This window comes from Pasteurella atlantica, from assembly GCF_963693435.1.
GTDB classification, from domain to species: domain Bacteria; phylum Pseudomonadota; class Gammaproteobacteria; order Enterobacterales; family Pasteurellaceae; genus Phocoenobacter; species Phocoenobacter atlanticus.
The window spans coordinates 1,442,481-1,464,957 of sequence record NZ_OY856306.1; the positions used below are offsets into that span (position 1 = coordinate 1,442,481).

The 22,477-nt window shown below is 31.7% G+C and carries 22 protein-coding genes, 1 tRNA gene and 1 CRISPR repeat array; of the genes, 12 read left to right on the forward strand and 11 right to left on the reverse strand.

Features of this window, described 5'->3' with window-relative positions:
* Nucleotides 1-93: 93 nt before the first annotated feature.
* From can to U9966_RS06775, 3 genes are all read right to left on the reverse strand, one after another.
* Nucleotides 94-765, reverse strand: a complete 672-nt coding sequence (can, locus tag U9966_RS06765; RefSeq protein ID WP_306347142.1) for a carbonate dehydratase — start codon at nt 763-765, stop codon at nt 94-96.
* A 172-nt stretch (nt 766-937) separates the two neighbouring features.
* Nucleotides 938-2,035: a murein transglycosylase A gene (gene mltA / locus U9966_RS06770; protein WP_211596950.1), complete on the reverse strand. Its 1,098-nt coding sequence runs from the start codon at nt 2,033-2,035 to the stop codon at nt 938-940.
* A 116-nt stretch (nt 2,036-2,151) separates the two neighbouring features.
* Entirely contained in the window at nt 2,152-3,258 is a 1,107-nt protein-coding gene (locus U9966_RS06775) for an ISAs1 family transposase (protein WP_322631690.1), read from the reverse strand.
* A 173-nt stretch (nt 3,259-3,431) separates the two neighbouring features.
* Here U9966_RS06775 and U9966_RS06780 point away from each other — a divergent pair.
* The 6 genes from U9966_RS06780 (at nt 3,432) to rlmM (ending at nt 7,500) form a co-directional block, all read left to right on the forward strand.
* Nucleotides 3,432-3,508: transfer RNA gene (locus U9966_RS06780), tRNA-Met, on the forward strand.
* Between the two features lie 204 nt (nt 3,509-3,712).
* Nucleotides 3,713-4,582, forward strand: coding sequence for a VirK/YbjX family protein (locus U9966_RS06785; RefSeq protein WP_211596949.1), 870 nt, complete (start codon nt 3,713-3,715; stop codon nt 4,580-4,582).
* Between the two features lie 10 nt (nt 4,583-4,592).
* Nucleotides 4,593-4,733 (forward strand): hypothetical protein, encoded by a 141-nt coding sequence (locus tag U9966_RS06790; protein ID WP_306346935.1) that lies wholly within the window; start codon nt 4,593-4,595, stop codon nt 4,731-4,733.
* A 58-nt stretch (nt 4,734-4,791) separates the two neighbouring features.
* Complete coding sequence (gene tgt, locus U9966_RS06795; RefSeq protein WP_306346936.1) at nt 4,792-5,940, forward strand: tRNA guanosine(34) transglycosylase Tgt; 1,149 nt, start codon at nt 4,792-4,794, stop codon at nt 5,938-5,940.
* A gap of 57 nt (nt 5,941-5,997) precedes the next feature.
* Complete coding sequence (locus U9966_RS06800; RefSeq protein WP_306346937.1) at nt 5,998-6,225, forward strand: hypothetical protein; 228 nt, start codon at nt 5,998-6,000, stop codon at nt 6,223-6,225.
* A gap of 159 nt (nt 6,226-6,384) precedes the next feature.
* Nucleotides 6,385-7,500 (forward strand): 23S rRNA (cytidine(2498)-2'-O)-methyltransferase RlmM, encoded by a 1,116-nt coding sequence (gene rlmM, locus U9966_RS06805; protein ID WP_306346938.1) that lies wholly within the window; start codon nt 6,385-6,387, stop codon nt 7,498-7,500.
* A gap of 129 nt (nt 7,501-7,629) precedes the next feature.
* Here rlmM and U9966_RS06810 read toward each other — a convergent pair whose 3' ends face one another.
* Nucleotides 7,630-8,502 carry a LysR family transcriptional regulator gene (locus U9966_RS06810; protein ID WP_306346939.1) on the reverse strand — a complete coding sequence of 291 codons (873 nt, stop codon included), beginning with the start codon at nt 8,500-8,502 and terminating at the stop codon, nt 7,630-7,632.
* A 187-nt stretch (nt 8,503-8,689) separates the two neighbouring features.
* Between U9966_RS06810 and U9966_RS06815 the strand changes: the two genes are divergently transcribed.
* From U9966_RS06815 to U9966_RS06825, 3 genes are all read left to right on the forward strand, one after another.
* A complete protein-coding gene (locus U9966_RS06815; RefSeq protein WP_306346940.1) occupies nt 8,690-9,799 on the forward strand; it encodes an S-(hydroxymethyl)glutathione dehydrogenase/class III alcohol dehydrogenase in 1,110 nt (369 codons plus the stop codon).
* Between the two features lie 108 nt (nt 9,800-9,907).
* Nucleotides 9,908-10,747 (forward strand): S-formylglutathione hydrolase, encoded by an 840-nt coding sequence (gene fghA / locus U9966_RS06820; RefSeq protein WP_306346941.1) that lies wholly within the window; start codon nt 9,908-9,910, stop codon nt 10,745-10,747.
* Between the two features lie 53 nt (nt 10,748-10,800).
* Nucleotides 10,801-11,067 (forward strand): DksA/TraR family C4-type zinc finger protein, encoded by a 267-nt coding sequence (locus U9966_RS06825; protein WP_306346942.1) that lies wholly within the window; start codon nt 10,801-10,803, stop codon nt 11,065-11,067.
* A 452-nt stretch (nt 11,068-11,519) separates the two neighbouring features.
* Here the strand turns inward: U9966_RS06825 and U9966_RS06830 are convergent, their stop codons facing one another.
* Nucleotides 11,520-12,737, reverse strand: coding sequence for a uracil-xanthine permease family protein (locus U9966_RS06830; RefSeq protein WP_306346943.1), 1,218 nt, complete (start codon nt 12,735-12,737; stop codon nt 11,520-11,522).
* 193 nt (nt 12,738-12,930) lie between these two features.
* On the opposite strand from U9966_RS06830, the gene U9966_RS06835 reads away from it, so the two are divergent.
* Nucleotides 12,931-13,938 carry a lipoate--protein ligase gene (locus tag U9966_RS06835; protein ID WP_306346944.1) on the forward strand — a complete coding sequence of 336 codons (1,008 nt, stop codon included), beginning with the start codon at nt 12,931-12,933 and terminating at the stop codon, nt 13,936-13,938.
* A 133-nt stretch (nt 13,939-14,071) separates the two neighbouring features.
* Nucleotides 14,072-14,461: a CRISPR direct-repeat array (repeat unit 28 nt; unit sequence TTTCTAAGCCATCTACACGATGGTTCAC).
* 285 nt (nt 14,462-14,746) lie between these two features.
* On the opposite strand, the gene U9966_RS06840 is transcribed toward U9966_RS06835, so the two are convergent.
* From U9966_RS06840 to U9966_RS06860, 5 genes are all read right to left on the reverse strand, one after another.
* The gene (locus U9966_RS06840) at nt 14,747-15,862 is read right to left on the reverse strand and encodes a hypothetical protein (protein WP_306346945.1); all 1,116 of its coding nucleotides are present in this window, start codon (nt 15,860-15,862) and stop codon (nt 14,747-14,749) included.
* Between the two features lie 295 nt (nt 15,863-16,157).
* Nucleotides 16,158-16,514 (reverse strand): hypothetical protein, encoded by a 357-nt coding sequence (locus tag U9966_RS06845; protein WP_306346946.1) that lies wholly within the window; start codon nt 16,512-16,514, stop codon nt 16,158-16,160.
* A 295-nt stretch (nt 16,515-16,809) separates the two neighbouring features.
* A complete protein-coding gene (locus tag U9966_RS06850) occupies nt 16,810-17,871 on the reverse strand; it encodes a hypothetical protein (RefSeq protein WP_306346947.1) in 1,062 nt (353 codons plus the stop codon).
* A gap of 11 nt (nt 17,872-17,882) precedes the next feature.
* On the reverse strand, nt 17,883-18,320 hold the full coding sequence (locus tag U9966_RS06855) for a hypothetical protein (protein WP_306346948.1): 438 nt from the start codon (nt 18,318-18,320) through the stop codon (nt 17,883-17,885).
* A gap of 197 nt (nt 18,321-18,517) precedes the next feature.
* The gene (locus U9966_RS06860) at nt 18,518-19,156 is read right to left on the reverse strand and encodes a hypothetical protein (protein WP_306346949.1); all 639 of its coding nucleotides are present in this window, start codon (nt 19,154-19,156) and stop codon (nt 18,518-18,520) included.
* Between the two features lie 194 nt (nt 19,157-19,350).
* Here U9966_RS06860 and U9966_RS06865 point away from each other — a divergent pair, with 194 nt between their 5' ends.
* A complete protein-coding gene (locus tag U9966_RS06865) occupies nt 19,351-19,794 on the forward strand; it encodes a hypothetical protein (RefSeq protein ID WP_306346950.1) in 444 nt (147 codons plus the stop codon).
* 100 nt (nt 19,795-19,894) lie between these two features.
* Nucleotides 19,895-21,223, forward strand: coding sequence for an exodeoxyribonuclease VII large subunit (gene xseA, locus U9966_RS06870; protein WP_306346951.1), 1,329 nt, complete (start codon nt 19,895-19,897; stop codon nt 21,221-21,223).
* Nucleotides 21,224-21,331: 108 nt separating this feature from the next.
* Here the strand turns inward: xseA and U9966_RS06875 are convergent, their stop codons facing one another.
* Nucleotides 21,332-21,517 carry a hypothetical protein gene (locus tag U9966_RS06875; protein WP_211596928.1) on the reverse strand — a complete coding sequence of 62 codons (186 nt, stop codon included), beginning with the start codon at nt 21,515-21,517 and terminating at the stop codon, nt 21,332-21,334.
* Between the last annotated feature and the right edge of the window lie 960 nt (nt 21,518-22,477).

Here is a 22,477-nt window from a genome sequence, read left to right on the forward strand (position 1 = left end):
TGTATTTTAGCAGGGAATAGTGCAAATAATGTTTTTTAAGTGAGTCTATAGCGGTTAGTTCTTGATTAAAATTTGCAAATCAAACTACTATATTTATTCAATACCCTCACTCTCTTCTACTTCTACCATTAATTTAGAAATGGCATTGCGGTAAGTGATCTCTAAGGTTTCTGAGCTGGTTGCCATTACACCTTGATCATTCAAATAACCATCGTGAACGTCATACATCCAACCGTGTAATGATAATTTTTTACCTTGTTTCCACGCTGCACGAACCACAGAAGTACGTCCTAAATTATACACTTGTTCAGCCACGTTTAATTGTACTAACATATCTGCTCGTTTTTCAGTAGGAAGCTTGCCTAAAAGCGAACTATATTTAAAACGAATATCTTTAATATGTAATAACCAGTTATTCACTAAACCATAATCTTCATTATTTAAAGAGGCTTGAATACCTCCACAATTAGTGTGTCCACAAATAATGATATGTTCAATATCTAACACATCAACCGCATATTGCACGACAGATAAGCAGTTTAAATCGGTATGAATAACGAGATTGGCAATATTGCGGTGTACAAAGAGTTTTCCTGATTCTAATCCTGTTAGCTTTTCAGCGGGTACACGACTATCAGAACAACCAATCCACAATAAACGTGGTTTTTGCTGTTCTGAAATTGCTTCAAAATAATCAGGCTGCTTTTGTTTCATCTCAACGGCCCAATGGTGGTTTTGTTCAAAAATTTCTTCTACTGATTTCATAAGGTTACTCATAATATTGAAAATGAATTTTATAATAACATAAAAGTTGTCCAGTTTATTTTGTAAATTAATGCAGATATACTGGTTAGTTCATATTTTTGTAAGGAGCAAGAAAAAACCACCATCTATTTAATAGAATAGTGGCTTATGCATACGAGAATGACGTTATAGATTATTGTAAAATCCAAACTCGTCCATAGTGTTTCATTAATCCAGCTTTATGTCCTGCTTTCTTACCTATTCCCTGATAAATATCAAAATGTTGACCGTTTATTGCACCGCCTACATCTAAAGCAATCATCAATCGAATTTCGTGACGTCCAGTCCAGTTACCATCATCATCAATAATTGGGGTTTCGACAAGTAGAGGAGTGCCAGAAGGAACGATGCGACGATCTGAAGCAACAGAAGCTAAGGCGATAAGTGGTACACCAGCAGAACCTTTTACTTTTCCTGAAGCATCATTTTTAAAGAAAACATAAGAGGGATTTCTTTCTAATAATTCTTGAACACGATCAGGATAACGTTGCCCCCATTCTCTAATTGCTTGAATAGACATTTTTTCTTTTGGAATTTCGCCATCTTCAACCAGTAAACGCCCAATACTGACATATTTAAAGCCATTTTGACCCGCATAAGCAAAATAATTTAAACGCCCATAGCCAAAATCAACATAACCACTACCTTGCACACCTAATAAAAAATTTTCCAATAGTGAATCCGTATAAGCAAGTTCCAATCCTTTTCCTGCTAATACGCCATCGTAAATTTGTTTACGAGTAAACTGCTTTCTATAGCGAGGTTTTGCATAAATTGGATATTGAAATCTACCACTTCGAGTATGACGAGCTTTGATAACAGGAGAGTAATAGCCTGTCATTAATACATTTTGAAAACCCTCTTCACCGCTCATTTGTTGAATATTAATACCATAAGCACTTAAACGATGAATATTTGCACCCGAATAGACCCAAGAAGCGATTTTATTATAAGTATCTGAGTATTTTGTAGAGAGAGTAGTTGAATAATCTTTCACGTTAGCAAGTTGACGTAAGAAACTACGGCGATTTACAACGGGTTTACGTGTTGGAATAACGTCTCTTATTATATATGGAGCATAAGGAAAATATTGACGATTTTTATATTTAGCACCTAATTTCTCTTTTTCTGTATAATTTTGTGTTGATTGATGAGGCTTATTAGAACAACCAATTATAAACAACGAACAACTGATTAACACGATCCATTTTTTATGCACTTTATAAATCATAAATATCCTTTTAATTAAAAACAACGGATAAGAATAACAAAATTTTATTTAAAAAGGTATTAAAAATCATTTGAGAATAACATCTAACCAGGGCAACCGCGTACTTTGTCTATAAATTAATCACACACACCAAAAATAAGCTCAGACCTCATTTCATCAGACCAGCCAGCTGATTTCAGCTTGCTTTTCATACTATTTTTAGCTGGATGTAGTCGTGCTAAATTAAGCCCTAAACGCCTAATTATTGCCATATTTTCAACGCCATCCCCCAAATAAATCGTACTATCATCTTCTTTAAAAACAACATCAAGTACCCAATGCGCTTTATTTTCAACTTCCCAATGACCCCTAATATATTTCGCAAAGTCTTCGCAAGGAACATCTAAGCTACTGATATAAAATACTTTTTCTTCACTTTTCTTGCCATTGTCTTCTCTTATCCTATGAACTTGAATAAGGCTTTTAATTCCTGTCCAACCTTGAGATTCCAAAAGCCAATCACTTATTGGTAATTTTGAATAATACCGTTGATCTATTCGACTTCTTTCACAGTTAACTTCTTGAAACTTATCTATTTTTATTGATTTTTCTCGCACTACTTTATGAAAATAACTTTCTATTTCGTTTCTAAATTTCTTATGATTATTTTTCAATGGCATCACATAATCACTCTTCTTTTCTATGATTTTCTTCGTTATTTTCTTTTGCGTATTCATCGCATCTACCGTAATGACGGCTTGATTTAGCTCTAAAATATCTATCATTTCTAGAATGCTTTCATTCTCATTTTTCTTACCTTTGGACTTATTTTGAGCTAAAATTAATCCTCTTGAACAACTCCAAGCCGTAATACTATGTAGCGCATTATGAGGCTCTAAATGTGAACTGTTTTTTAATGTTTTACCATCTATTGCAATACACTCTTTGCCTTGTGATTTTCGTATCTCATTGATAAAATTAATAAAAATATAATTTAATTTCTCAGGATTTATCCGTCTTACAATACGAGCAATCGTATCATCAACAGGAATACCATTTTCAAAATCTCGGTATTTTCGTAACCATTTTATATTCAATTTACCAAACTGATGAATTTCACTCCATCCTTCTGCACCTGATATTACCGCACTTACGACAAGAAAAATAACATCTAAGAAGTCATATTTTTTGTTTATATCTTTGCGAGGGTCTTCTAAATCTTTAAAAGCTGATAATATATTCATTTTTACACCTATTTGTTATTGAATAATAGGTGCTATTAGATCATATTTTTAAGAAAAGTGCGATCTTGCCCTGAACATCTAACCAAGCAATGTATTAATTTTCATCAAACAAATAAAAAATATTTTTTTCTTATTGTAATCTTAAAAAATAAGTGTACTATGCACATCTCAGACGCGGGGTGGAGCAGCTTGGTAGCTCGTCGGGCTCATAACCCGAAGGTCGTTGGTTCAAATCCAGCCCCCGCAACCATTTCTTCTAAACAGACATTTCAATTATCTTTCAAATTTAAAAATATAACATCTTTATCTAAAATGATAGCGGTATGATTTGTCATATTTTTTGCAAAGTTAAATTTAATACCTAAACCCATATATTTTAACGAAAATAATTCAATGCTAAGTATACTGAAATTTAGTATAATGTTCAGATCTCAAATTAATGAAATAAATTATTATGCAAAATATATATCAATGGCCTTTGCCTCACGCAATTTATCCAGATAGACATAACAAATCTTATCGTTTAAAACGATTTCGTTATCAACTGCGTTCGTTGCTACATCGTTCGAAAATCAAAAAATTTGAAGAATTTGTTAATCAAAATCCTCATTTAATAGAAGTACTGAATACATACCCAAACTATAGTTACCCTGTCGCGCATCGTTTTTTAGATAAGCGTTTTAATGCGACAGAGCGTTTAAATTCAATGTGTGAAAATCTAACTTTTTTACCGAACAAATTGTCAGAACTAGGGCATCGACCATTATGGGAAGAAGAAATTAATTTTGGTGAAGTGATTGCCGATTTTGATCTTCGTCTTAAAATTAATGAATTTCAACCAATGGAAGGGTATTGGAATTTAGAGCTATATCATAAACCAAGCGAACAATTAATTTACTTACTGACATTTGGCGAAATAAAACAAGGTTTATTGATTGGTGTTATTCAAGGGCCTAATCAAGAAGGCTCTAAAGAGATTGTAAAACAATTAACCAAAAAGTGTCACGGTTTAAGACCTGCCTATTTAATGGTAGATGCAATGAAATTATTCACTCAAGTACTGGGTTATCCGTCTTTATTTGGTATTCCTCAAAAATATCAAAATAAATCTCGTTTTGTTCGAAGTAAACGTTTTATTGTTGATTATGATGCTATTTTTAGAGAAAGTAATGGTGTTTTAAATGATTATTGGGAATTACCTCTCAACGTAGAAAGTAAAAATTTAGAAGACATTCCAAGTAAAAAACGCTCAATGTATCGTAAACGCTATGCAATGTTGCAACAATTACAATTATCAATGAAAGAGAAATTAACGCTCTCTTAAGGAAATCAAAATGATTAAAAAAATCTTATTTTTAGTTTTAGTCTTCACAACAGTAGTTGCTTGTTCTTCAATATCAGGAACCGGCAGTGTAGGTGGTGGGTCTAATGGTGTTGGTGTCAGTTTAGGCATTGGTACTGGCATTAAATTTTAATTTAAAATAATTAACAATAAAAATTATATCTATAGACTGTTTATCTATAAGGAAAAAAATGAAGTATCAATTAAAAAAAACAAACGGTAATGCTCGCCGTGGTTGTATGACTTTTTCTCGCCCTAAAGGTGAGTTTCACGTAGAAACCCCAGCTTTTATGCCAGTGGGAACTTATGGCACAGTAAAAGGTATGACACCTGAAGAAGTGAAAGCCACAGGAGCTCAAATTTTATTAGGAAATACGTTTCACCTTTGGTTAAGACCAGGGCAAGAAGTGATGCGTAAACACGGTGATTTACACGATTTTATGCAATGGCACGCTCCAATTTTAACGGATTCAGGTGGTTTTCAGGTATTTAGCCTTGCGAAAATGCGTAAAATTACTGAAGAGGGCGTTAGTTTTCGTCACCCTATCAATGGATCCAAGATCTTTTTATCTCCTGAAAAATCAATGGAAATTCAATATGATTTAGGATCTGACATTGTAATGATTTTTGATGAATGTGCACCTTATCCCTCAACTTTTGATTATACTAAGCAATCAATGGAAATGTCAGTCCGCTGGGCACAGCGTAGCCGTCAGCGTTTTGATGAATTAGGCAATAAAAATGCGTTATTCGGTATTGTACAGGGTGGCGTATTTGAAGAGTTACGCAAAGTCTCTATTGATGAATTGGTTAAAATTGGCTTTGATGGTTATGCAGTCGGAGGTTTAGCTGTTGGTGAACCAAAAGAAGATATGCACCGTATTTTAGAATATGTTTGCCCTCAACTACCAAAAGACAAACCTCGTTATTTGATGGGCGTAGGTAAACCTGAAGATTTAGTTGAAGGTGTGCGTCGTGGGATTGATATGTTTGACTGCGTAATGCCAACACGTAATGCCCGTAATGGTCATTTATTCGTTACAGATGGTGTGGTAAAAATCCGTAACGCAAAATACCGTGAAGATACAACCACGTTAGATCCACATTGTGATTGTTATACTTGCAAAAACTACACCAAAGCCTATTTATATCACTTAGATAAATGTGGCGAAATTTTAGGGGCGAGATTAAATACGATCCATAATTTACGTTATTATCAGCGTTTAATGGCAGAAATTCGTCAATCTATTGATGAAGATCGCTTTGATGATTTTGTGGTTGAATTTTATCAACGAATGGGCAGAGAAGTACCACCGTTGCAATCAGAATGTAAGGCGTAATCATTATTTGACAAGCTAATACAATAAGTCTAAGATGATTTATCAAGGAGTTTATAAATGTGGAATTTATTTAAAAAGCCGATTGAAAAATCATCATTTGAAGCGTGGTCGAAAATGTCCGATGATATAGCAAAAGTGGCAATTTTGGCTATACCTGTAATTATTTATGGAGCTGGTACCATTTTATCTAAAACTATGGATATTTTATTATTGCTAAGCTTAATTTATATATTTTTAGCAATGGGGAGAATTTTCAGGAAGAAGTTTAAGGAGATAGCATTATGAGTCAATTTACATTACCTTTAATTGTATTTGTATTAATAGGTCTAGTTTTTTTATTTGGTGCAAATTACCTAACTAAAGACTAAAATGTGCAAAAAATTAACAGAAACTAACCGCTTGTAGCAATACAAGTGGTTTTTTATTACACAGAAAAGGAATAATATGAATAAACTTGCTCTTTATTGCCGAGCTGGATTTGAAAAAGAAGTGGCGGGTGAAATCTCAGATAAAGCCGTTGAACTCGGTGTTTATGGTTTTACAAAATTAAAAGAAAATACGGGCTATGTCATTTTTGAATGCTATCAGCAGGGAGATGCAGATAGATTAGCACAAGAACTACCACTTTCTGAATTGATCTTCGTTCGTCAAATGATTGTAGTAGGGAAGTTGCTAGAAAATTTACCTGAAAATGACCGTATTACCCCTATTTTAGAACAATATCTTGCTCAACAAGATCAAGGTATTGATTTTAAAAAGAGCAGTGATCTTGTAGTAGAAACACCAGATACCAATGAAGCAAAAGAACTTTCTAAATTTTGCCGTAAGTTTACTGTCCCATTGCGTAATACCTTAAAAAAACAAGGTTGGTTACATAGTGGCTCAAAACGTCAAAATAGCATTACATTACAAGTTCTCTTTGTTGGCTCAGGCTGTTGTTATGTAGGCTATGCCTATAATGATAACCGATCATCAAATCCTATGGGCATTATGCGATTAAAATTCCCTATGGAAGCCCCTAGTCGTTCAACCTTAAAATTAGAAGAAGCGATTTTAACCTTTATTCCAAAATCCGAAGAAAGTTGGCATTTTAATGAAAATGTAAAAGCAGTAGATCTCGGCGCTTGCCCTGGAGGTTGGACATATCAATTAGTCAAACGAGATGTGTTTGTTTATTGTGTCGATCACGGAAAAATGGCAGACAGTTTACATAATACAGGGCGTATTGATCATTGTCCTGAAGACGGTTTTAAGTTTAAACCACCAAAACGCACTACCATTGACTTATTGGTCTGTGATATGGTGGAACAACCAATGCGAATTAGTGAATTGATCACAAAATGGTTCGTGAATGGATGGTGTAAAGAGAGTATTTTTAATCTTAAATTACCGATGAAAAAACGCTATCAAGAAGTGCAACGTTGCTTAAATTTTATTACAGAAACGTTAACTAAAAAAGGGTTTCAATTCACCATTCAAGCTAAACATTTGTATCACGATAGGGAAGAGATCACGGTTTTTATTAAGGTGAAAAAACAATTTGGAAGCGGTGAGATGTAGCGAGTTTTTTGCAAATAGGTAAAGCCATATTGAATAAGTAGTCAGTATGGCTTTACTTTTATCGTATAGCTATTTTGCTAGGTAATTTTTTAAATACTTCAATTGCTAAAATATCAAGAGCTTAATGAATTAATTGACTTCTTTTATTAATAAATTAATAAATGTCCGTACTTTTGTTGATAGATGGTATTTATTTGAATAGACCGCCCAAATACCTTCATCGGCAGGTTCATACTCGGTTAATAAGGGAATAAGTTGTCCTTGATTGATAGCATCTTGAACATAATATTCAGGCAGTTGAGCAATACCTAATCCTTGTATGCAGGCTTGTAATGTTGCTCGAGCATTGTTACTTACCCAGTTTGCATTGACTTTATATTGTAGCTTTTTGCTACGTTTATCAGAAAAAGTCCAAGTGGACGATGCACTTTTTAAACAGAGATGATTTTTTAATTCGTTTATTGTTTGTGGCGTACCATTTTGTGAAAGATAATTTGGGCTAGCACATAAAATGAGACGTCTTGAGCTAATTCGTTTTGCAAATAAAGCAGAATCTTTTAATGTACCAGTACGAATGGCTAGGTCATACCCTTCATTAATAATATCAATATTACGGTCAGAAAAATGTAGTTCTATTTTCACATCTTGATAAGTTTGCATATAACGAGCGGCAGCGTGAGTGACTTTAGTTTCACCGAATAATCCCGCAGTTGAAATTCGTAGTGTACCACGAGGTATCGCTTGCATTTTCATAATATTACAGAGAGTTTCATCTAGATTATAGATATTATCTTTAGTACTTTGATATAGGGTATCCCCCACTTCTGTAAGGTGTACACTTCGAGTATTACGTTGAAATAATTGCACGCCTAAACGCTCTTCTAATCTTGCAATTTGTCGGCTTACATTTGCTTTGGATGTTTTCATCATCTTAGCTGCAGAAGAAAAACTTTTTTGCTCAACAACGTGGATAAAAATAATCAACCCTTCTAATGATTGCATAATAAACGCTCCTAATTAATTGTTTCTGTATGGTAACACTGTTTTTCTTATAAATCACTTTTGTTTCATTATAAAGTAGTTACAATGTGCTTATTTTTTCAGAAACTTAACCTATACTGAGTGAGTAAAATCATTGCAATATAGAATATGTTTTAGGTTAAATTATTTATTATTTGAGGACATTATTATGAAATCTCGCGCAGCCGTGGCTTTTGAGCCGAACAAACCTTTACAAATTGTCGAAATTGATGTTGAAGATCCAAAAGCTGGTGAAGTAATGGTGCGTATTACGCATACTGCTCTTTGCCATACTGATGCTTATACTTTATCTGGTATTGATCCAGAAGGTATATTTCCTGCAGTTTTAGGACATGAAGGGGCTGGAATTGTGGTTAAAGTTGGGGAAGGAGTAACCAGTGTTAAAGAAGGTGATCACGTAATTCCTCTTTACACTGCTGAGTGTGGTAAATGTAAATTTTGTAAATCAGGCAAAACGAATTTATGTTCATCGGTGCGTGAAACACAAGGAAGAGGCTTAATGCCAGATGGAACTACTCGTTTTTCTTATCAAGGAAAACCGATTTATCACTATATGGGAACAAGTACTTTTTCAGAATATACAGTTTTATCTGAGTATTCAGTTGCAAAAATCTCTGAAAATGCGAATCCAGAGAAAACCTGTTTATTAGGTTGTGGTGTAACGACAGGGTTAGGTTCAGTAAAAAATGCTGCAAAAGTTGAAAAAGGCGATAATATTGCTGTATTTGGATTAGGTGCAATCGGCTTGGGTGTTATTCAAGGTGCAGTTAAAGCTGGTGCGAATAAAATTATTGCGGTTGATGTGAATGCGGATAAATTTGAACTTGCAAAACAAATGGGTGCAACGGATTTTATTAATCCATTAGAACTTGATAAACCAACAGAACAAGCAATTATTGAAATGACGGATGGGGGAGTGGAATACAGTTTTGCTTGTGTGGGTAATACGAATGTAATGCGTCAAGCTTTAGAATGTTGTCATAAAGGTTGGGGAGAAAGTGTGATTATTGGTGTTGCTGCTGGTGGTGAAGAAATTTCTACTCGACCATTTCAGTTGGTGACAGGGCGTGTATGGCGTGGTACAGCATTTGGTGGTGTGAAAGGACGTAGTGAATTACCAAAAATGGTTGAAGAATATATGAATGGTAAACTAGATTTAGATCCTTATGTGACCCATACGATGCCATTTGAAGAGATTAATTATGCTTTTGAATTACTTGAAAAAGGTGAGTCTATTCGTACAGTAATGCATTTTTAAGATGATTTACAAGTAAAAATTGAAACTTGTGATAATGGCGTTAAAATAGCTGTTATCACAAGTTTTTTATTTCCAAGAATTTATCGTGTTATTTTAGAGGATATAAAAATGCAAAAAATAGAAAGTTTTTTTAGTTTTGGGGGCAAACAACAAATTTGGCAACATAATAGTGAAACGCTAAATTGTGCAATGAATGTGGCAGTTTATTTACCCCCACAAGTACTTAACAAGGAAAATCCTCAGGCTTGTCCTGTTATTTATTGGTTATCAGGTTTAACTTGTACTGAACGCAACTTTATAGAAAAATCAGGATTTCAACGCTATGCTGCTGAACTTGGCTTAATTATTGTTGCACCTGATACTTCCCCACGAGGTGAAAGTGTTTTTGATGATGAAAGTTATGATTTGGGACAGGGAGCCGGGTTTTATCTTAATGCTACTCAATCACCTTGGGATAAGCATTATCAGATGTACGATTATATAGTCCAAGAGTTACCTGATTTAATTAATAATCACTTTCCAACGAATGGTAAACAAAGTATTTGTGGACATTCAATGGGTGGACACGGTGCGTTAATGATTGCATTAAAAAATCCTGAAACCTATAGTAGTGTATCGGCATTTTCTCCTATTGTTGCACCAAGCCAAGTGCCGTGGGGAAAAAAAGCATTGACGGCTTATTTAGGTGAAAATTATGAAAATTGGCAACAATGGGATACCTGTGCTTTGTTGGAACAAGCAAAAAATCCTTTGCCAATGTTAATTGATCAAGGATTAGATGATAGTTTTTTAGAAAAAGAACTTAAACCAGAGTTACTAGAAAATGTTGCTAAATTAATGAAAGCTGATGTAACAATTAATCGTCGTAAAGGGTACGATCACAGCTATTATTTTATTGCAAGTTTTATTGGAGAGCATTTAGCTTATCATCATAAAATGCTTTCTTAGAATAGTAGAACGGTAATTTTAAGAAATAGTGTTTAAAAAAATAGGAGTAAATGATGGCGGGAGGTTGGTCTCAAGATGGTGCGGTTCAAGAGCAAATTGATGCAAGCATTAATGATGCCATAAAAAGTGCATTAAATCAGCTTCCTAAAGGTGAAAGTGCTGAGTTTTGTGATGAATGTGGTGATGCTATTCCTCAAGCTCGTCGTCAAGCGATACAAGGTGTTCGTTTGTGTATTCATTGTCAAGAAGAGTTGGAAATAGTTCAAAGAGATCTTAGTACCTATAATCGTCGTGGTAGTAAAGATAGTCAGTTACGATAAATAAAAATCTCTTAAACTATTCGTTCAGGGGGATGGTATTTTAGGTAAAGGTACAAGGCAAGATTATACTTGTAAACTTACAATATGTTCATTATTTATCTTATTTAAAAGGTTGAATACCAAACAAAACCTGTTTAATTAATGTCGTTCTATACTTAAATGTTATAAATAAAGTTTATTTTCAAATTCAAATAAATAGTCATTTTGCTAATAAGTATATTTTTTTATTCAAGTATGATATTGCCCTGATGAAGGGGGTCAAAAATTACCAGCTACAATACTTAAAAATTGTTATTTATTTTATAAATTACCAACACCAAATTAAATAGTGCGACTACAAAATAGTTTAGGAGCGGAAAGATCATTTTACTTTTTTGCAAATTTTATCAAACATTTAAAACACAAACACCGTCTGTAAAATAGGCGGTGTTGATTAAAAAGTTAATATTAAATTAATTTTCTTCTTTTGGCAGTAACAGATTCATTAAAATAGCAATCACGGAACAAAGAGCAATTCCTTTAATGGCAAAGAAGCCAACATCAATAAGCATTCCTCCAATACCAAATGTGAGAACGACTGAGACAATACACAGATTACGAGGTTGATTTAAATCAACGTTGTTTTTAATCAGAGAATTAATACCAACAACAGCAATTGCACCAAAGACAAGCATCATAATTCCCCCCATCACAACTGCAGGAATAGTTTGTAAGAATGCACCAATTTTTCCGACAAAAGCCATTAAAATAGCAAAAACAGCTGCCCAAGTCATAATTTTAGGGTTGAAGTTTTTAGTCAGCATTACGGCACCTGTTACTTCTGAATAAGTGGTATTAGGTGGTCCACCTAAGAATGAGGCCGTAATTGTTGCGATACCATCACCTAACAATGTACGATTTAGTCCCGGTTTCTTTAAGAAATCTTTACCTGTTACTTGACTAATCGCCATCATATCTCCGATATGTTCGATAGCAGGTGCAATAGCAATAGGGAGCATATATAAAATGGCTTCTAACTTAAATTCAGGTGTCGTAATTTGAGGTAGAGAAAACCAAGGTGCTTCAATGATTTTAGTAAAATCAACAATTCCCATAAAAATGGAAAGAATATAACCCACAATAATAGCACATAGAATAGGAACTAAACGTAAAATTCCTTTTGCAAACACCGATACAATCAAAGTAACGAGAAGGGTAGTCATTGAAATAATGATAGATGTATTATAATCTGTCCCTGTTGCTTTTCCTGTTGCCATATTTACGGCGACAGGTGCTAAACTCAAACCAATAATAATAATGATAGGACCAACCACTACAGGAGGAAAGAGCTTCATCAATATATCATTGCCACGTAGTTTTACAAAAGTACTTAAAACTACATATACTAATCCAGAACAAGCAAGTGCACCTAAGGTTACAGGTATTCCCCAAGTTTGTACACCATATTGAATAGGCGCAATAAAGGCAAAACTAGAGGCCAAAAAAATTGGTACTTGTCGTTTCGTAATAACTTGAAATAACAAAGTACCAATTCCAGCGGTAAGTAATGCAGTATTGGGATTAAGTCCTGTCAGAAGGGGGACTAAAACCAATGCTCCAAAGGCGACAAAGAGCATTTGGAGCCCCATAAAAGCCTGTTTCGGTGGGCTCATATTTTCAGAAGATGACATAATTTACACTCCATTTAGTTAAAAAATCTGAGGGATTATACAGAATAGAAATAATAATGCAAACGTTTTCGTATTTGTTTAAAAATGAAATTTATAAAAAATTATTGGAGTATAAAATGTTATTTTATATTTTACTATGCGAATGATAATTATTATAATAACTTAAATTAATACTAAATAATGAGATGAAATAATGACTAAAAAAGTGCGAATAATGATTTCAGATATCACTGATCCTTGGTTTAATCTTGCAACTGAAGATTGGATTTTTAGTGAATTAGATGCAGATTGCCATACTTTATTTTTATGGAGAAATGCTGAAACTGTGGTAATTGGGCGTAACCAAAATCCTTGGGTAGAGTGTAGAACAGATAAAATGGAGCAGGATAGCGTGTATCTTGCACGGCGTCAAAGTGGTGGTGGAGCAGTCTTTCACGATCTAGGAAATACTAATTTTACGTTCTTATCTCCTAAGCAAGATTATGATCAGCAGGTTAATTTTAATATTATTATCAATGCATTAAAATCCCTAGGTATTGACGCGAAGTGTTCAGGACGAAATGATATTTTAGTTGATAATAAGAAAATATCAGGTAGTGCTTTTAAGCATAAAATTGATCGTAGTTTTCATCACGGTACATTACTGGTTAATACCAATATGACAAAATTGAGTGATTATCTGAACCCTCATCCATTAAAACTTGCTGCAAAAGGAATTAAATCTGTTCGATCTCGTGTGGCAAACTTAATTGAATATAATCCGCACATTAACCATCAAATAATTTGTAATGCGATTATTGAGAGTTTTTGTCAACACTATGGACAAACAGTAGAGGTCGAAATTCTAGATAAAAATGAATTAGAGACCAATAATCATCTTAATAAATACTATGAGATGATGGCAGATTGGGAGTGGCGATTTGGTAAAACACCAGAATTTACCCATCAAATGGAAACTCGTTTTGATTGGGGAATTGTAGATCTACATTTAAATGTGAAAAATGCAATGATTAGTGATGTAACTATTTTTTCTGATGCGCTAGATGTAAATTTAATTGAAGCCATCAAAACCAGCTTAATAAATTGTAATTACCAAATTGAAGCTATCAAACAAGCTTTAATTTCAACTTCTCACAAAAATAATGATTGGGAGCAGTCAATTAAAGAATTTATTGAATGGTTAAGTGATGAAGTTCGTTAATTTTTATATCGCTGAAAAATAACCATCCTACGTAGGAACAGGGCATGCCCTGTTCTTGCATTGTTTCTAAACTGATCTACACTATCGTATTAATTCACTTCTATTTGATGAAAGATGGCTTGGCACTGCAAAGTTTCTAAGCCATCTACACGATGGTTCACCAGTGGTCGTTACATTGCCTGAATTTACCTGTTTTTCTAAGCCATCTACACGATGGTTCACCAGTGGTCGTTACATTGCCTGAATTTACCTGTTTTTCTAAGCCATCTACACGATGGTTCACAACTATCTACCTTAGCGTTAGAGAAGGTAGAATTTCTAAGCCATCTACACGATGGTTCACTTGTATATTTGCTTCAGCAATATACAACAAAATTTCTAAGCCATCTACACGATGGTTCACTATATTTTATTACTCATAAATCTCAATGGGTATTTCTAAGCCATCTACACGATGGTTCACTGAAACTGTTACAGCTAATACTGGTGCTTTGTTTTCTAAGCCATCTACACGATGGTTCACTAGAGATTTTATTCATAAATCCTTATTTTGCAATATCTGAAGTGAAAAAATATGAAAAATACCCTTTTTTTGAGTGTATTTGTAACTTATTGATAATAAAGTAATTTTAAAATAGCTAAAAATAAAGGGTATTTTTTGAGTAAATAGGGGATACAAGCGGTATGATGTTATCAAAAATTTGCAAATATCCCTTTAAATTTTCATTACCTTACCAAAAACTAGATATATTCTTCCATTTTATCGTTATGCTGTAACGTTAATTCTATGGAGTATTTTTTAGTTGCTTTACTCTAAATGGTAAGTATTGCCATTGTACTCTATGAGATTTTTATAATTCGGGCTATCAGGGAGTGCGACAACGGGAACTACGCTCTTAAACTTTATTGTTTTATTTTTAAAGGTTAATTCATAATAGTAAAGTTCCTTAGTACCTATTCCTATCGCAAAATGATTACTGCCGCTAAAATAGTATCCAAGTTTCACTCTATCTGTCAGCTTTAATTGATATTGTGGTTTTGTTTTATAAAACGCACAATTTTTGGGTTTGGCATTTTCATCCTCAGGTTTTATTTCTCTAACTCTAAATGCCCTATGGGTATCATCACAAAAAGGAAATTTTTCTGATGAACCGTAAAACATAATATTATTTGGCGAGCGAAGAAATGATGCTATCCTACTACCGTCATTTGTGGTGTATCTAAGTCCCTTAACAATTCTTTTGTTTTTATTGAATTCAAATAAGTAGTATGAGTTTGCGTACTGTATCTCTCTAATACATTGTAATTTCCCAGAGAAGTGTTGTTTAACCATAAGTCTTTGCTTTTCTTCAACTAATTTGTTAAATTTTTCCTCATTATCTTTTATGTCTTTTTGATTAAATTCATCTTTAAATTTTTGTATTAAGACATTTTTTTCAAAGTAATCTTCTAAATTTAAGGGTTGAATTTCTTTCATTTTGTCATAGGGATAACTCATCTCATAACCGATGAAATCCTCATCAATATTAGCTGTTTTACCATTATTGACAGCTAATACAATTATACCTGTATCAGACACTGAGTAGGCTTTTACGTTTTTGATCGTTTTAAATAATTTCACCTCTTTGGTGTCTTTATCTTTTTTGTAAATCGAAAAGGTATAGTGATTATAGTAATAAGGCTGTGAGAGATAAAACTCGTTAAAACAATCGAATGGTATTGGTTGGTTTTCTACTTTGGTTAATTTATATTCCTGATTGATGATATCTTTAAAAAAGGGCATATCAGGGTATTTGTCTTCTTCATCTTTCATTAATTCACGTGCCTCACTGATGATATCCTCAACGAGGGAGGTGTCTTTTTCAGCTTTAGATGAACAAGATATCAACAATAAGAATATAATAAATAATTTCTTCTGGTACATTTTTTCTCCTATGGAATTATGAGGGAGTAAAGGATTCAAAAAACAAAAACCTTTACCTGCTATGTTGGTAGCTGTCTACTTAAAATAATAATCTCCTTTAAAATTATCAATTTTAATATGTGTTCGTTTTTAATTATCTACATCAATTTTTCAACTATTTTTTCTACCGTTGGTTCATAATCTATTCCTTGTCATTTTTCATTTAATTATAACTCTTGTTATCAATTCTTTATATATGCCACCTTAAAATTTTGAGTAAGTAGCTTATCCGTTGTATTTATACACTATTTATGTACTATTTTTTATTATTCAATAATTCTGATTGAATAAAGTTAATTGCTTCAACAAGTTCATTTTTTGACCAATATCCTATTTCAATTTGTTTCGTACTATTAGATAAAACTATTACTTCACATAATGGGTCAAGTTGAATACTAAATGAAAACTTGTCATTTTTATATTCTGCATAGCTGTCTTCTAATTGATAATTGATACTCTTGTAAAATACAAGATGATTGAAAATATCGGGGAATTTCTCTTTAATATTTAAATAAAGTTCCTTTCCAAAACCAACATAACGTTTTTCAAACTCGTCAAATGTTTCTGAAACAAAGATAAAACTTTCTGGTATTTTTTGCGTATTTATTTTCATTACTATTATATATTTTCCTATTCTAAAAATATTAGATATTTTTATCAAATTGATCTGTTAAATTTATACTTAATAAAATTGTTGTTAATATTCAGAGCTTATTTTTTCATATAACCAATGATGTGTAAGTATATTAGAATCAGGGAATGTCCTGTTTTCTATGTGTTTTTACAATTTACATTATTCATAATTTCCAACTATCAATTAGTCAAAATATTTATTTGTCAAGGCATACCTTGATGCTAACGTTTGTATCCACCGAATTATCGAGCAACGGGAAAATGGTATAAAATATTTATTTATAATCTAATCCTTCATAAAAATACCATCCGTTTCCAAATTCAATTAATTTAGTGATTTTATAATGTCCTATCCAGTCGCCTATTTTTATATTACTATCAATTTTAATATATCCTTTACGACAACCATAGAGACCATCAGGTGTTCTTACAAAACCTCGAGACAGTTTAAATTCAACATACTTTTCTCGTGATTCAAATTCTGAAAGAGCATATAAATCTTTTAATTTATTATCAATTTTCTTCAATTTGTTTTTTTCTAATGTTGTCATATTGTAATTAGTGGGTAAAACTACTTCGTTATTTAATTTAATATAAATATTTGATATTCCTGATGCATCAGTAAAATGAACACCATCATAAGATGTATTTAAATAACTAATTTTAGAGTTAATACTTTCTTTATAAATAAATTCTAAATCTGATTTATTTATTTGATAAATTAGAATGTATTTTATATCCGTTAATGTAATGACCCCAATTAATATGCTTAACGATATAAATAAAAATAAGATAGTCTTAAAATGATTGTTTTTTTGTGAGTTTTTATTATATGATTTATTGCTTATTATTACTTTTGGGTTTTGTTGATTTTTATTTTTCAATAATTTTATAAATGATAAAAGTATGTACACTACATTTAGTAATAAAAATATCGTTAAAATGAGTATTAAAATTAACACTAACATACCAAATAATAAGTGAAAATTCGTAAGTAGAAGTTCAGAGAAGTTAACCCTTACTAGTTCCACACGACTTTTGAACAAATTAATAAAAATTAAAATAGTGATTAAAGTGGATAAAACACCTAGTGAAATAATTAAAAATTTATGCCTCGATTTAGTATAATGTTTGTCATTATTTGTAAGTTTAATATAACTTAAAGTAACTCCAAAAGTAATAATAACTAATCCTGAATTATATAAATCTATACCGTTTGAAATGATTTTATGATTTATTAAAATTAACGCTATAATTAATACAACAATACCTGATATATATGTAATATTTCCTATATTTTTCATCGTAAAAATTTTTGATAATTTTTTTGTTTGCATAATTATTCCTTTTATTTTTCTTCCATTTCTATCATATTAAACATCACACCTGCTTTTTCTTTTGGTGTATTACAACGTCTATTTTTTGCTGTTTTAACATCAGACATAACGTGAGTAAATTTCATTGGCATTTCACCTTTAATCTCAATATCACAGAATATTTTGCCATCTCGTTTATAGAGTAAAAAATTATAATTATGTCCTGTGGGATCATCATTTACAAAATCAGAGGGGATAAAGTGTCTAAATGAATAATAATATTTGTTATCATAAACAATTAAAAAGTCATTCTCTCCAAAGTTTGTTGAAAAGATCTGTTTTTCTTTTCTATTAAATATCGTTTTCATCTTTGTTGAGAAGAGTTCAGAGTCATTTTCTCGGTTTATAGAAACAAATCCATATTTGATCGCTACTTTTTCAATTTGCAAGCCACCTTTAGTTTTAATCATTATCTCATTGTCGTTATTCCTGCAACTCGTCAAGAAAAGAATCAAGGTCAATATAAGTGTATAGGTTATTTTTGTTTTCATTTTCTATTTTTCCTATTGTTATTCGATGTTATAGCGGTCAGATCCTAATTAAAATTTGCAAAATAAGGGTTAATTTTAGTACTTAATTTTTGTATTTTTCATAATATCAATGATTTCTATTGTTTTTGATCCTTAATAACTTTATAGCACCACAACACCTTATTAAAGGATCTAATACTTAATAAAAAACAAACAGTTGGAATAATAAAATAACTTTTGTAAGTTATATATTGATATGAAAAAGTAAAATAAAATAGGATAAAAGAAAGAAGACATAATGTTATTAGGATAGATCTCATTTTAATCAACTGAGCAAATTCTATATTCATTTTATCAAGCTGTTTTTGTCCGTTCTTTATGTATGTTATTAAAGTATTAAAATTTTCAAATTCATCATCTGATAATCTTATTTCGACATTATCTTTATTTGTTATTTTAATATGTCGATAAGAGAATCCACCATTGTAGCGACGTATCAAACAATCAATACGGTGAGATTTTTCCCATAGTATTTGCTTATAGTTTCTTGTTAATAGATGAAAACAGTAAATCCCTTTTTTATTAACCCAAATAATTTTAGACTTATATAAAAAGAAAAAACCTAAAGAGGTCACTAAAAGGATAATTGCAACTATTAAAACGATCTCACCCTCTGGCAAGAATCTATAACAAAATAATAATCCTAAAAGGAGAGCTCCAAAAGATAATAATAATTTATAAACCAGCGTAATTATATTAGGTATGGCAAGTTTCATTAAAATCTCCATTATTATTATGGTGTATCTGTACAACAATTTGCATTATATTACTATCAATTTCTTTTTGAACCATAACAAGGAGACATTATTGCTGATTGTTTTTTATATGTTATGATGGCTCAGAAGTGTATAGTCTATCATCTGAAAAATGATATATAAATAACGTTTTAACTTATTAGTGGAGCATTTTGATGTTAAATATTTACAAAATTAGTTTATTCACTGTATGTATGAGTTTACTAATGTCTTGTGATGGAAGAAATCCTTCGCATAAGTCTCCTATAAAGGCGGATATGTTGATATATACAAAAAAACAGGAATTGTGCTTTAAACCTAGCATATCTAAAAAATTTATAGTTAAAGATGTAAGTTTCACTTTACAAAAACTGCCTGAAAGTCAACAATCACACTCTGTAAGTTATATTTGGACTATATTTTATGATAATTCGCAATATTTAGGTGAAGAAGTTTGTACTAATTTTTCTGAGCAACTTTCGGCTCCTTTAAAAGTTAACTCTGAATATATTATCTTTATGAATGGATTAGTCGTAAATAAATACCAACAAATAGCTTCTGGTTATCGTTTTTATTATAACAGTCAAAGAAATATTCAAAATCTTGTTCCAATACTTTAATTGTGACATTGTCACGTTTTTTTGTAATTTTTAAATACCTCTTTCTTTATTTCCATATTTTAGTAAACTTACCCTATTATTTTAATCACCGATATTTGCAATGAGTAATATTCTAACTGTTACACAACTTAACTATACCGTTCGTAATCTACTTGAAATGGAGCTGGGGCATATTTGGCTGACAGGAGAAATTTCTAATTTTAGCCAACCTGTTTCAGGGCATTGGTATCTTACTTTAAAAGATGATAAGGCTCAGGTTCGTAGTGCGATGTTCAGAATGAAAAATCGATCCGTTAATTTTCAGCCTCAAAATGGAATGCAAGTATTGGTTTGTGCCAAAATCAGTTTGTATGAGCCAAGAGGGGATTATCAACTTATTATTGAAAGTATGCAGATGGCAGGGGATGGTTTATTACAACAGCAATTCGAACAGCTGAAAATAAAGTTATCTGAGGCTGGGTTATTTTCACAACAATATAAAAAAGCGATCCCATCATTTGTAAAAACAGTGGGAATTGTGACATCTTCAACAGGTGCAGCATTACAAGATATATTAAATGTGTTACAACGTCGCGATCCTAGTTTAAATATCATTATTTATCCAACTTTGGTGCAGGGGAGTGAAGCAAAACGTGACATTGTCACAAGTATTAATGTAGCAAATAGCCGTAAAGAATGTGATGTACTTATTGTAGGGCGAGGTGGTGGCTCATTAGAAGATTTGTGGTGTTTTAATGAAGAAGACGTTGCCTATGCCATTTTTAATTCGAATATTCCCATTATTAGTGCAGTAGGACACGAAATTGATGTAACCATTACAGATTTTGTGGCAGATCTAAGAGCTCCAACACCTTCAGCAGCCGCTGAATTAGTGAGCCGAGATCAACAAGATCTATTACGTCAATTACAGCAATATTATGATAGATCCAATTTTGCTTTCGATCGTTTATGGGGAAGTAAGATCACTCAGCTTGAACAATTACAAAAACGTTTAAGCTTTCAACATCCTATGCGTCAAGTTGACTATCAAAAAACACAGCTTGAACAACAAAAAACATTGTTATTAAAGGCATTTCAACAGGTTGTTAAAACTAAAAAGCAGAGCATTGTACAACTAAATCAGAGGGTAGAACTAAATCCATTGTCTTCTTATTTAATGAAACAACAGCAGAAGCAAGATTATTTAACACAACGTTTAAACTATGCGATAGAAAAAAAATTCACTCAAAAACAACAATTATTCCAACAATATTGTACTCAGCTTGACAGTTTAAGCCCCTTAAAAGTACTTTCAAGAGGCTATAGTGTAACTAGAAATGAGAATAATGAAGTGATCACATCAATAAAACAAATTAAAATGGGCGATCAAATTAAAACAAAAGTATTAAAAGGTGAATTAATCAGTGAAGTTATTAAGATAAATCATTAAGATCCTTTTATTTTTATAGCGGTAAGATCCTAATAACAATTTGTAAAAAACTAAAATGATCTTACCGCTTGATCCTTTTCTAGAACATTAATAGAGATCCACAAATCGTTATCTTCCTTCTTTTTGATCTGCAAATTTTTGGTAGTCACTATCAGAGATATGTTCCAATCCTTTATTAATTAACATTTTTAAAATCTCCGTATCTTTAAAACTGGTTTTAGTTAAAATCACGGCTTTTACGTGCTCTTTCTGTACACGATCCCAAGTTAAATTATCAATATGTTTAGTAGGCATCTTAAACTCTCTTTCTATAACTTATTATAAATAAAGGAAATAATAACAACTTTTTAATAAAAAACAAAGGGTTTATCCATCTAATTTCTGAGAAAATAAGTTGATAAACATTTCTAATAAATTATAAACTTAGAAATATAGAGCTAAAGAGAGCAACTACTCACTTTTTTAGGATCCTTTCTTGTTATAAAGTAAGCATCCACTTGCAAAAATAGATTTTTAAAGATCTATAAAATAATGTTAAAATAAAGATCTGCTCACGTGATTGTTTTAAAAGGATCTTTTTTATACTAATTAGATATAAAAATTTAAAGCGTGGATCTTGGATTATTTTTAGTAAAAAAATAGAAGAATAATAACAAAAAACAAGGAAATAAAGTTATCCACTTATCCACAACAAAAAACAACTAATTAGTGCAAATGCCCAATTTTGATTTTCTGAAGGGATAAAAAGAAAGTAAATACTTACATATTTGATTTGTATATATTAAAAATGAAGCTTGCTATTGCTGAAGGTAATTTAATGAAAAAGATATTTTGTTGGAGTAAGTGCTGTACTACCTAAAAATCTGAAAAGTTTAAATATTTATATAATATTCAAAATTCCCTTTGTTGGAGATAAATTTGTTAGATTTAAAGGCAGTAAATCTGAAATTATATTAAATGCACCTCATCTGAGGTTTCAAATTTATTTGGATTACTTGCATAATAATTTTATTGAGGCAGTGAATAAAGCAAAATTAGAGGAGAAAAAACAGAGACGTCAAAATGATGCTTCAGTATTATAAATTAAGATATAATAATGAAAAATCGTAAAAATAGTATGAATTTCTAAATAAGCGGTATGATTACTGTAAAAATTTGCAAATTTTTAACAGAAAGCTACCGCTATCAAGATTTATTTAAAAGTCCAAAATCAAAAGGCATCAAACTAAACTTGGTTTTTAAACCACTTTGTTT

Bases quoted from the DNA above. Each gene is read 5' to 3' on its own strand.
- U9966_RS06865 (WP_306346950.1), top strand. From the start codon at position 19,351: ATGTTAAATATTTACAAAATTAGTTTATTCACTGTATGTATGAGTTTA.
- U9966_RS06855 (WP_306346948.1), bottom strand. From the start codon at position 18,320: ATGATTAAAACTAAAGGTGGCTTGCAAATTGAAAAAGTAGCGATCAAA.
- xseA (WP_306346951.1), top strand. From the start codon at position 19,895: ATGAGTAATATTCTAACTGTTACACAACTTAACTATACCGTTCGTAAT.
- U9966_RS06830 (WP_306346943.1), bottom strand. From the start codon at position 12,737: ATGTCATCTTCTGAAAATATGAGCCCACCGAAACAGGCTTTTATGGGG.
- U9966_RS06785 (WP_211596949.1), top strand. From the start codon at position 3,713: ATGCAAAATATATATCAATGGCCTTTGCCTCACGCAATTTATCCAGAT.
- can (WP_306347142.1), bottom strand. From the start codon at position 765: ATGAAATCAGTAGAAGAAATTTTTGAACAAAACCACCATTGGGCCGTT.
- U9966_RS06810 (WP_306346939.1), bottom strand. From the start codon at position 8,502: ATGCAATCATTAGAAGGGTTGATTATTTTTATCCACGTTGTTGAGCAA.
- U9966_RS06790 (WP_306346935.1), top strand. From the start codon at position 4,593: ATGATTAAAAAAATCTTATTTTTAGTTTTAGTCTTCACAACAGTAGTT.
- U9966_RS06835 (WP_306346944.1), top strand. From the start codon at position 12,931: ATGACTAAAAAAGTGCGAATAATGATTTCAGATATCACTGATCCTTGG.
- tgt (WP_306346936.1), top strand. From the start codon at position 4,792: ATGAAGTATCAATTAAAAAAAACAAACGGTAATGCTCGCCGTGGTTGT.
- U9966_RS06840 (WP_306346945.1), bottom strand. From the start codon at position 15,862: ATGTACCAGAAGAAATTATTTATTATATTCTTATTGTTGATATCTTGT.
- U9966_RS06845 (WP_306346946.1), bottom strand. From the start codon at position 16,514: ATGAAAATAAATACGCAAAAAATACCAGAAAGTTTTATCTTTGTTTCA.
- rlmM (WP_306346938.1), top strand. From the start codon at position 6,385: ATGAATAAACTTGCTCTTTATTGCCGAGCTGGATTTGAAAAAGAAGTG.
- mltA (WP_211596950.1), bottom strand. From the start codon at position 2,035: ATGATTTATAAAGTGCATAAAAAATGGATCGTGTTAATCAGTTGTTCG.
- U9966_RS06775 (WP_322631690.1), bottom strand. From the start codon at position 3,258: ATGAATATATTATCAGCTTTTAAAGATTTAGAAGACCCTCGCAAAGAT.
- U9966_RS06825 (WP_306346942.1), top strand. From the start codon at position 10,801: ATGGCGGGAGGTTGGTCTCAAGATGGTGCGGTTCAAGAGCAAATTGAT.
- U9966_RS06875 (WP_211596928.1), bottom strand. From the start codon at position 21,517: ATGCCTACTAAACATATTGATAATTTAACTTGGGATCGTGTACAGAAA.
- U9966_RS06815 (WP_306346940.1), top strand. From the start codon at position 8,690: ATGAAATCTCGCGCAGCCGTGGCTTTTGAGCCGAACAAACCTTTACAA.
- U9966_RS06800 (WP_306346937.1), top strand. From the start codon at position 5,998: ATGTGGAATTTATTTAAAAAGCCGATTGAAAAATCATCATTTGAAGCG.
- U9966_RS06860 (WP_306346949.1), bottom strand. From the start codon at position 19,156: ATGAAACTTGCCATACCTAATATAATTACGCTGGTTTATAAATTATTA.
- fghA (WP_306346941.1), top strand. From the start codon at position 9,908: ATGCAAAAAATAGAAAGTTTTTTTAGTTTTGGGGGCAAACAACAAATT.
- U9966_RS06850 (WP_306346947.1), bottom strand. From the start codon at position 17,871: ATGCAAACAAAAAAATTATCAAAAATTTTTACGATGAAAAATATAGGA.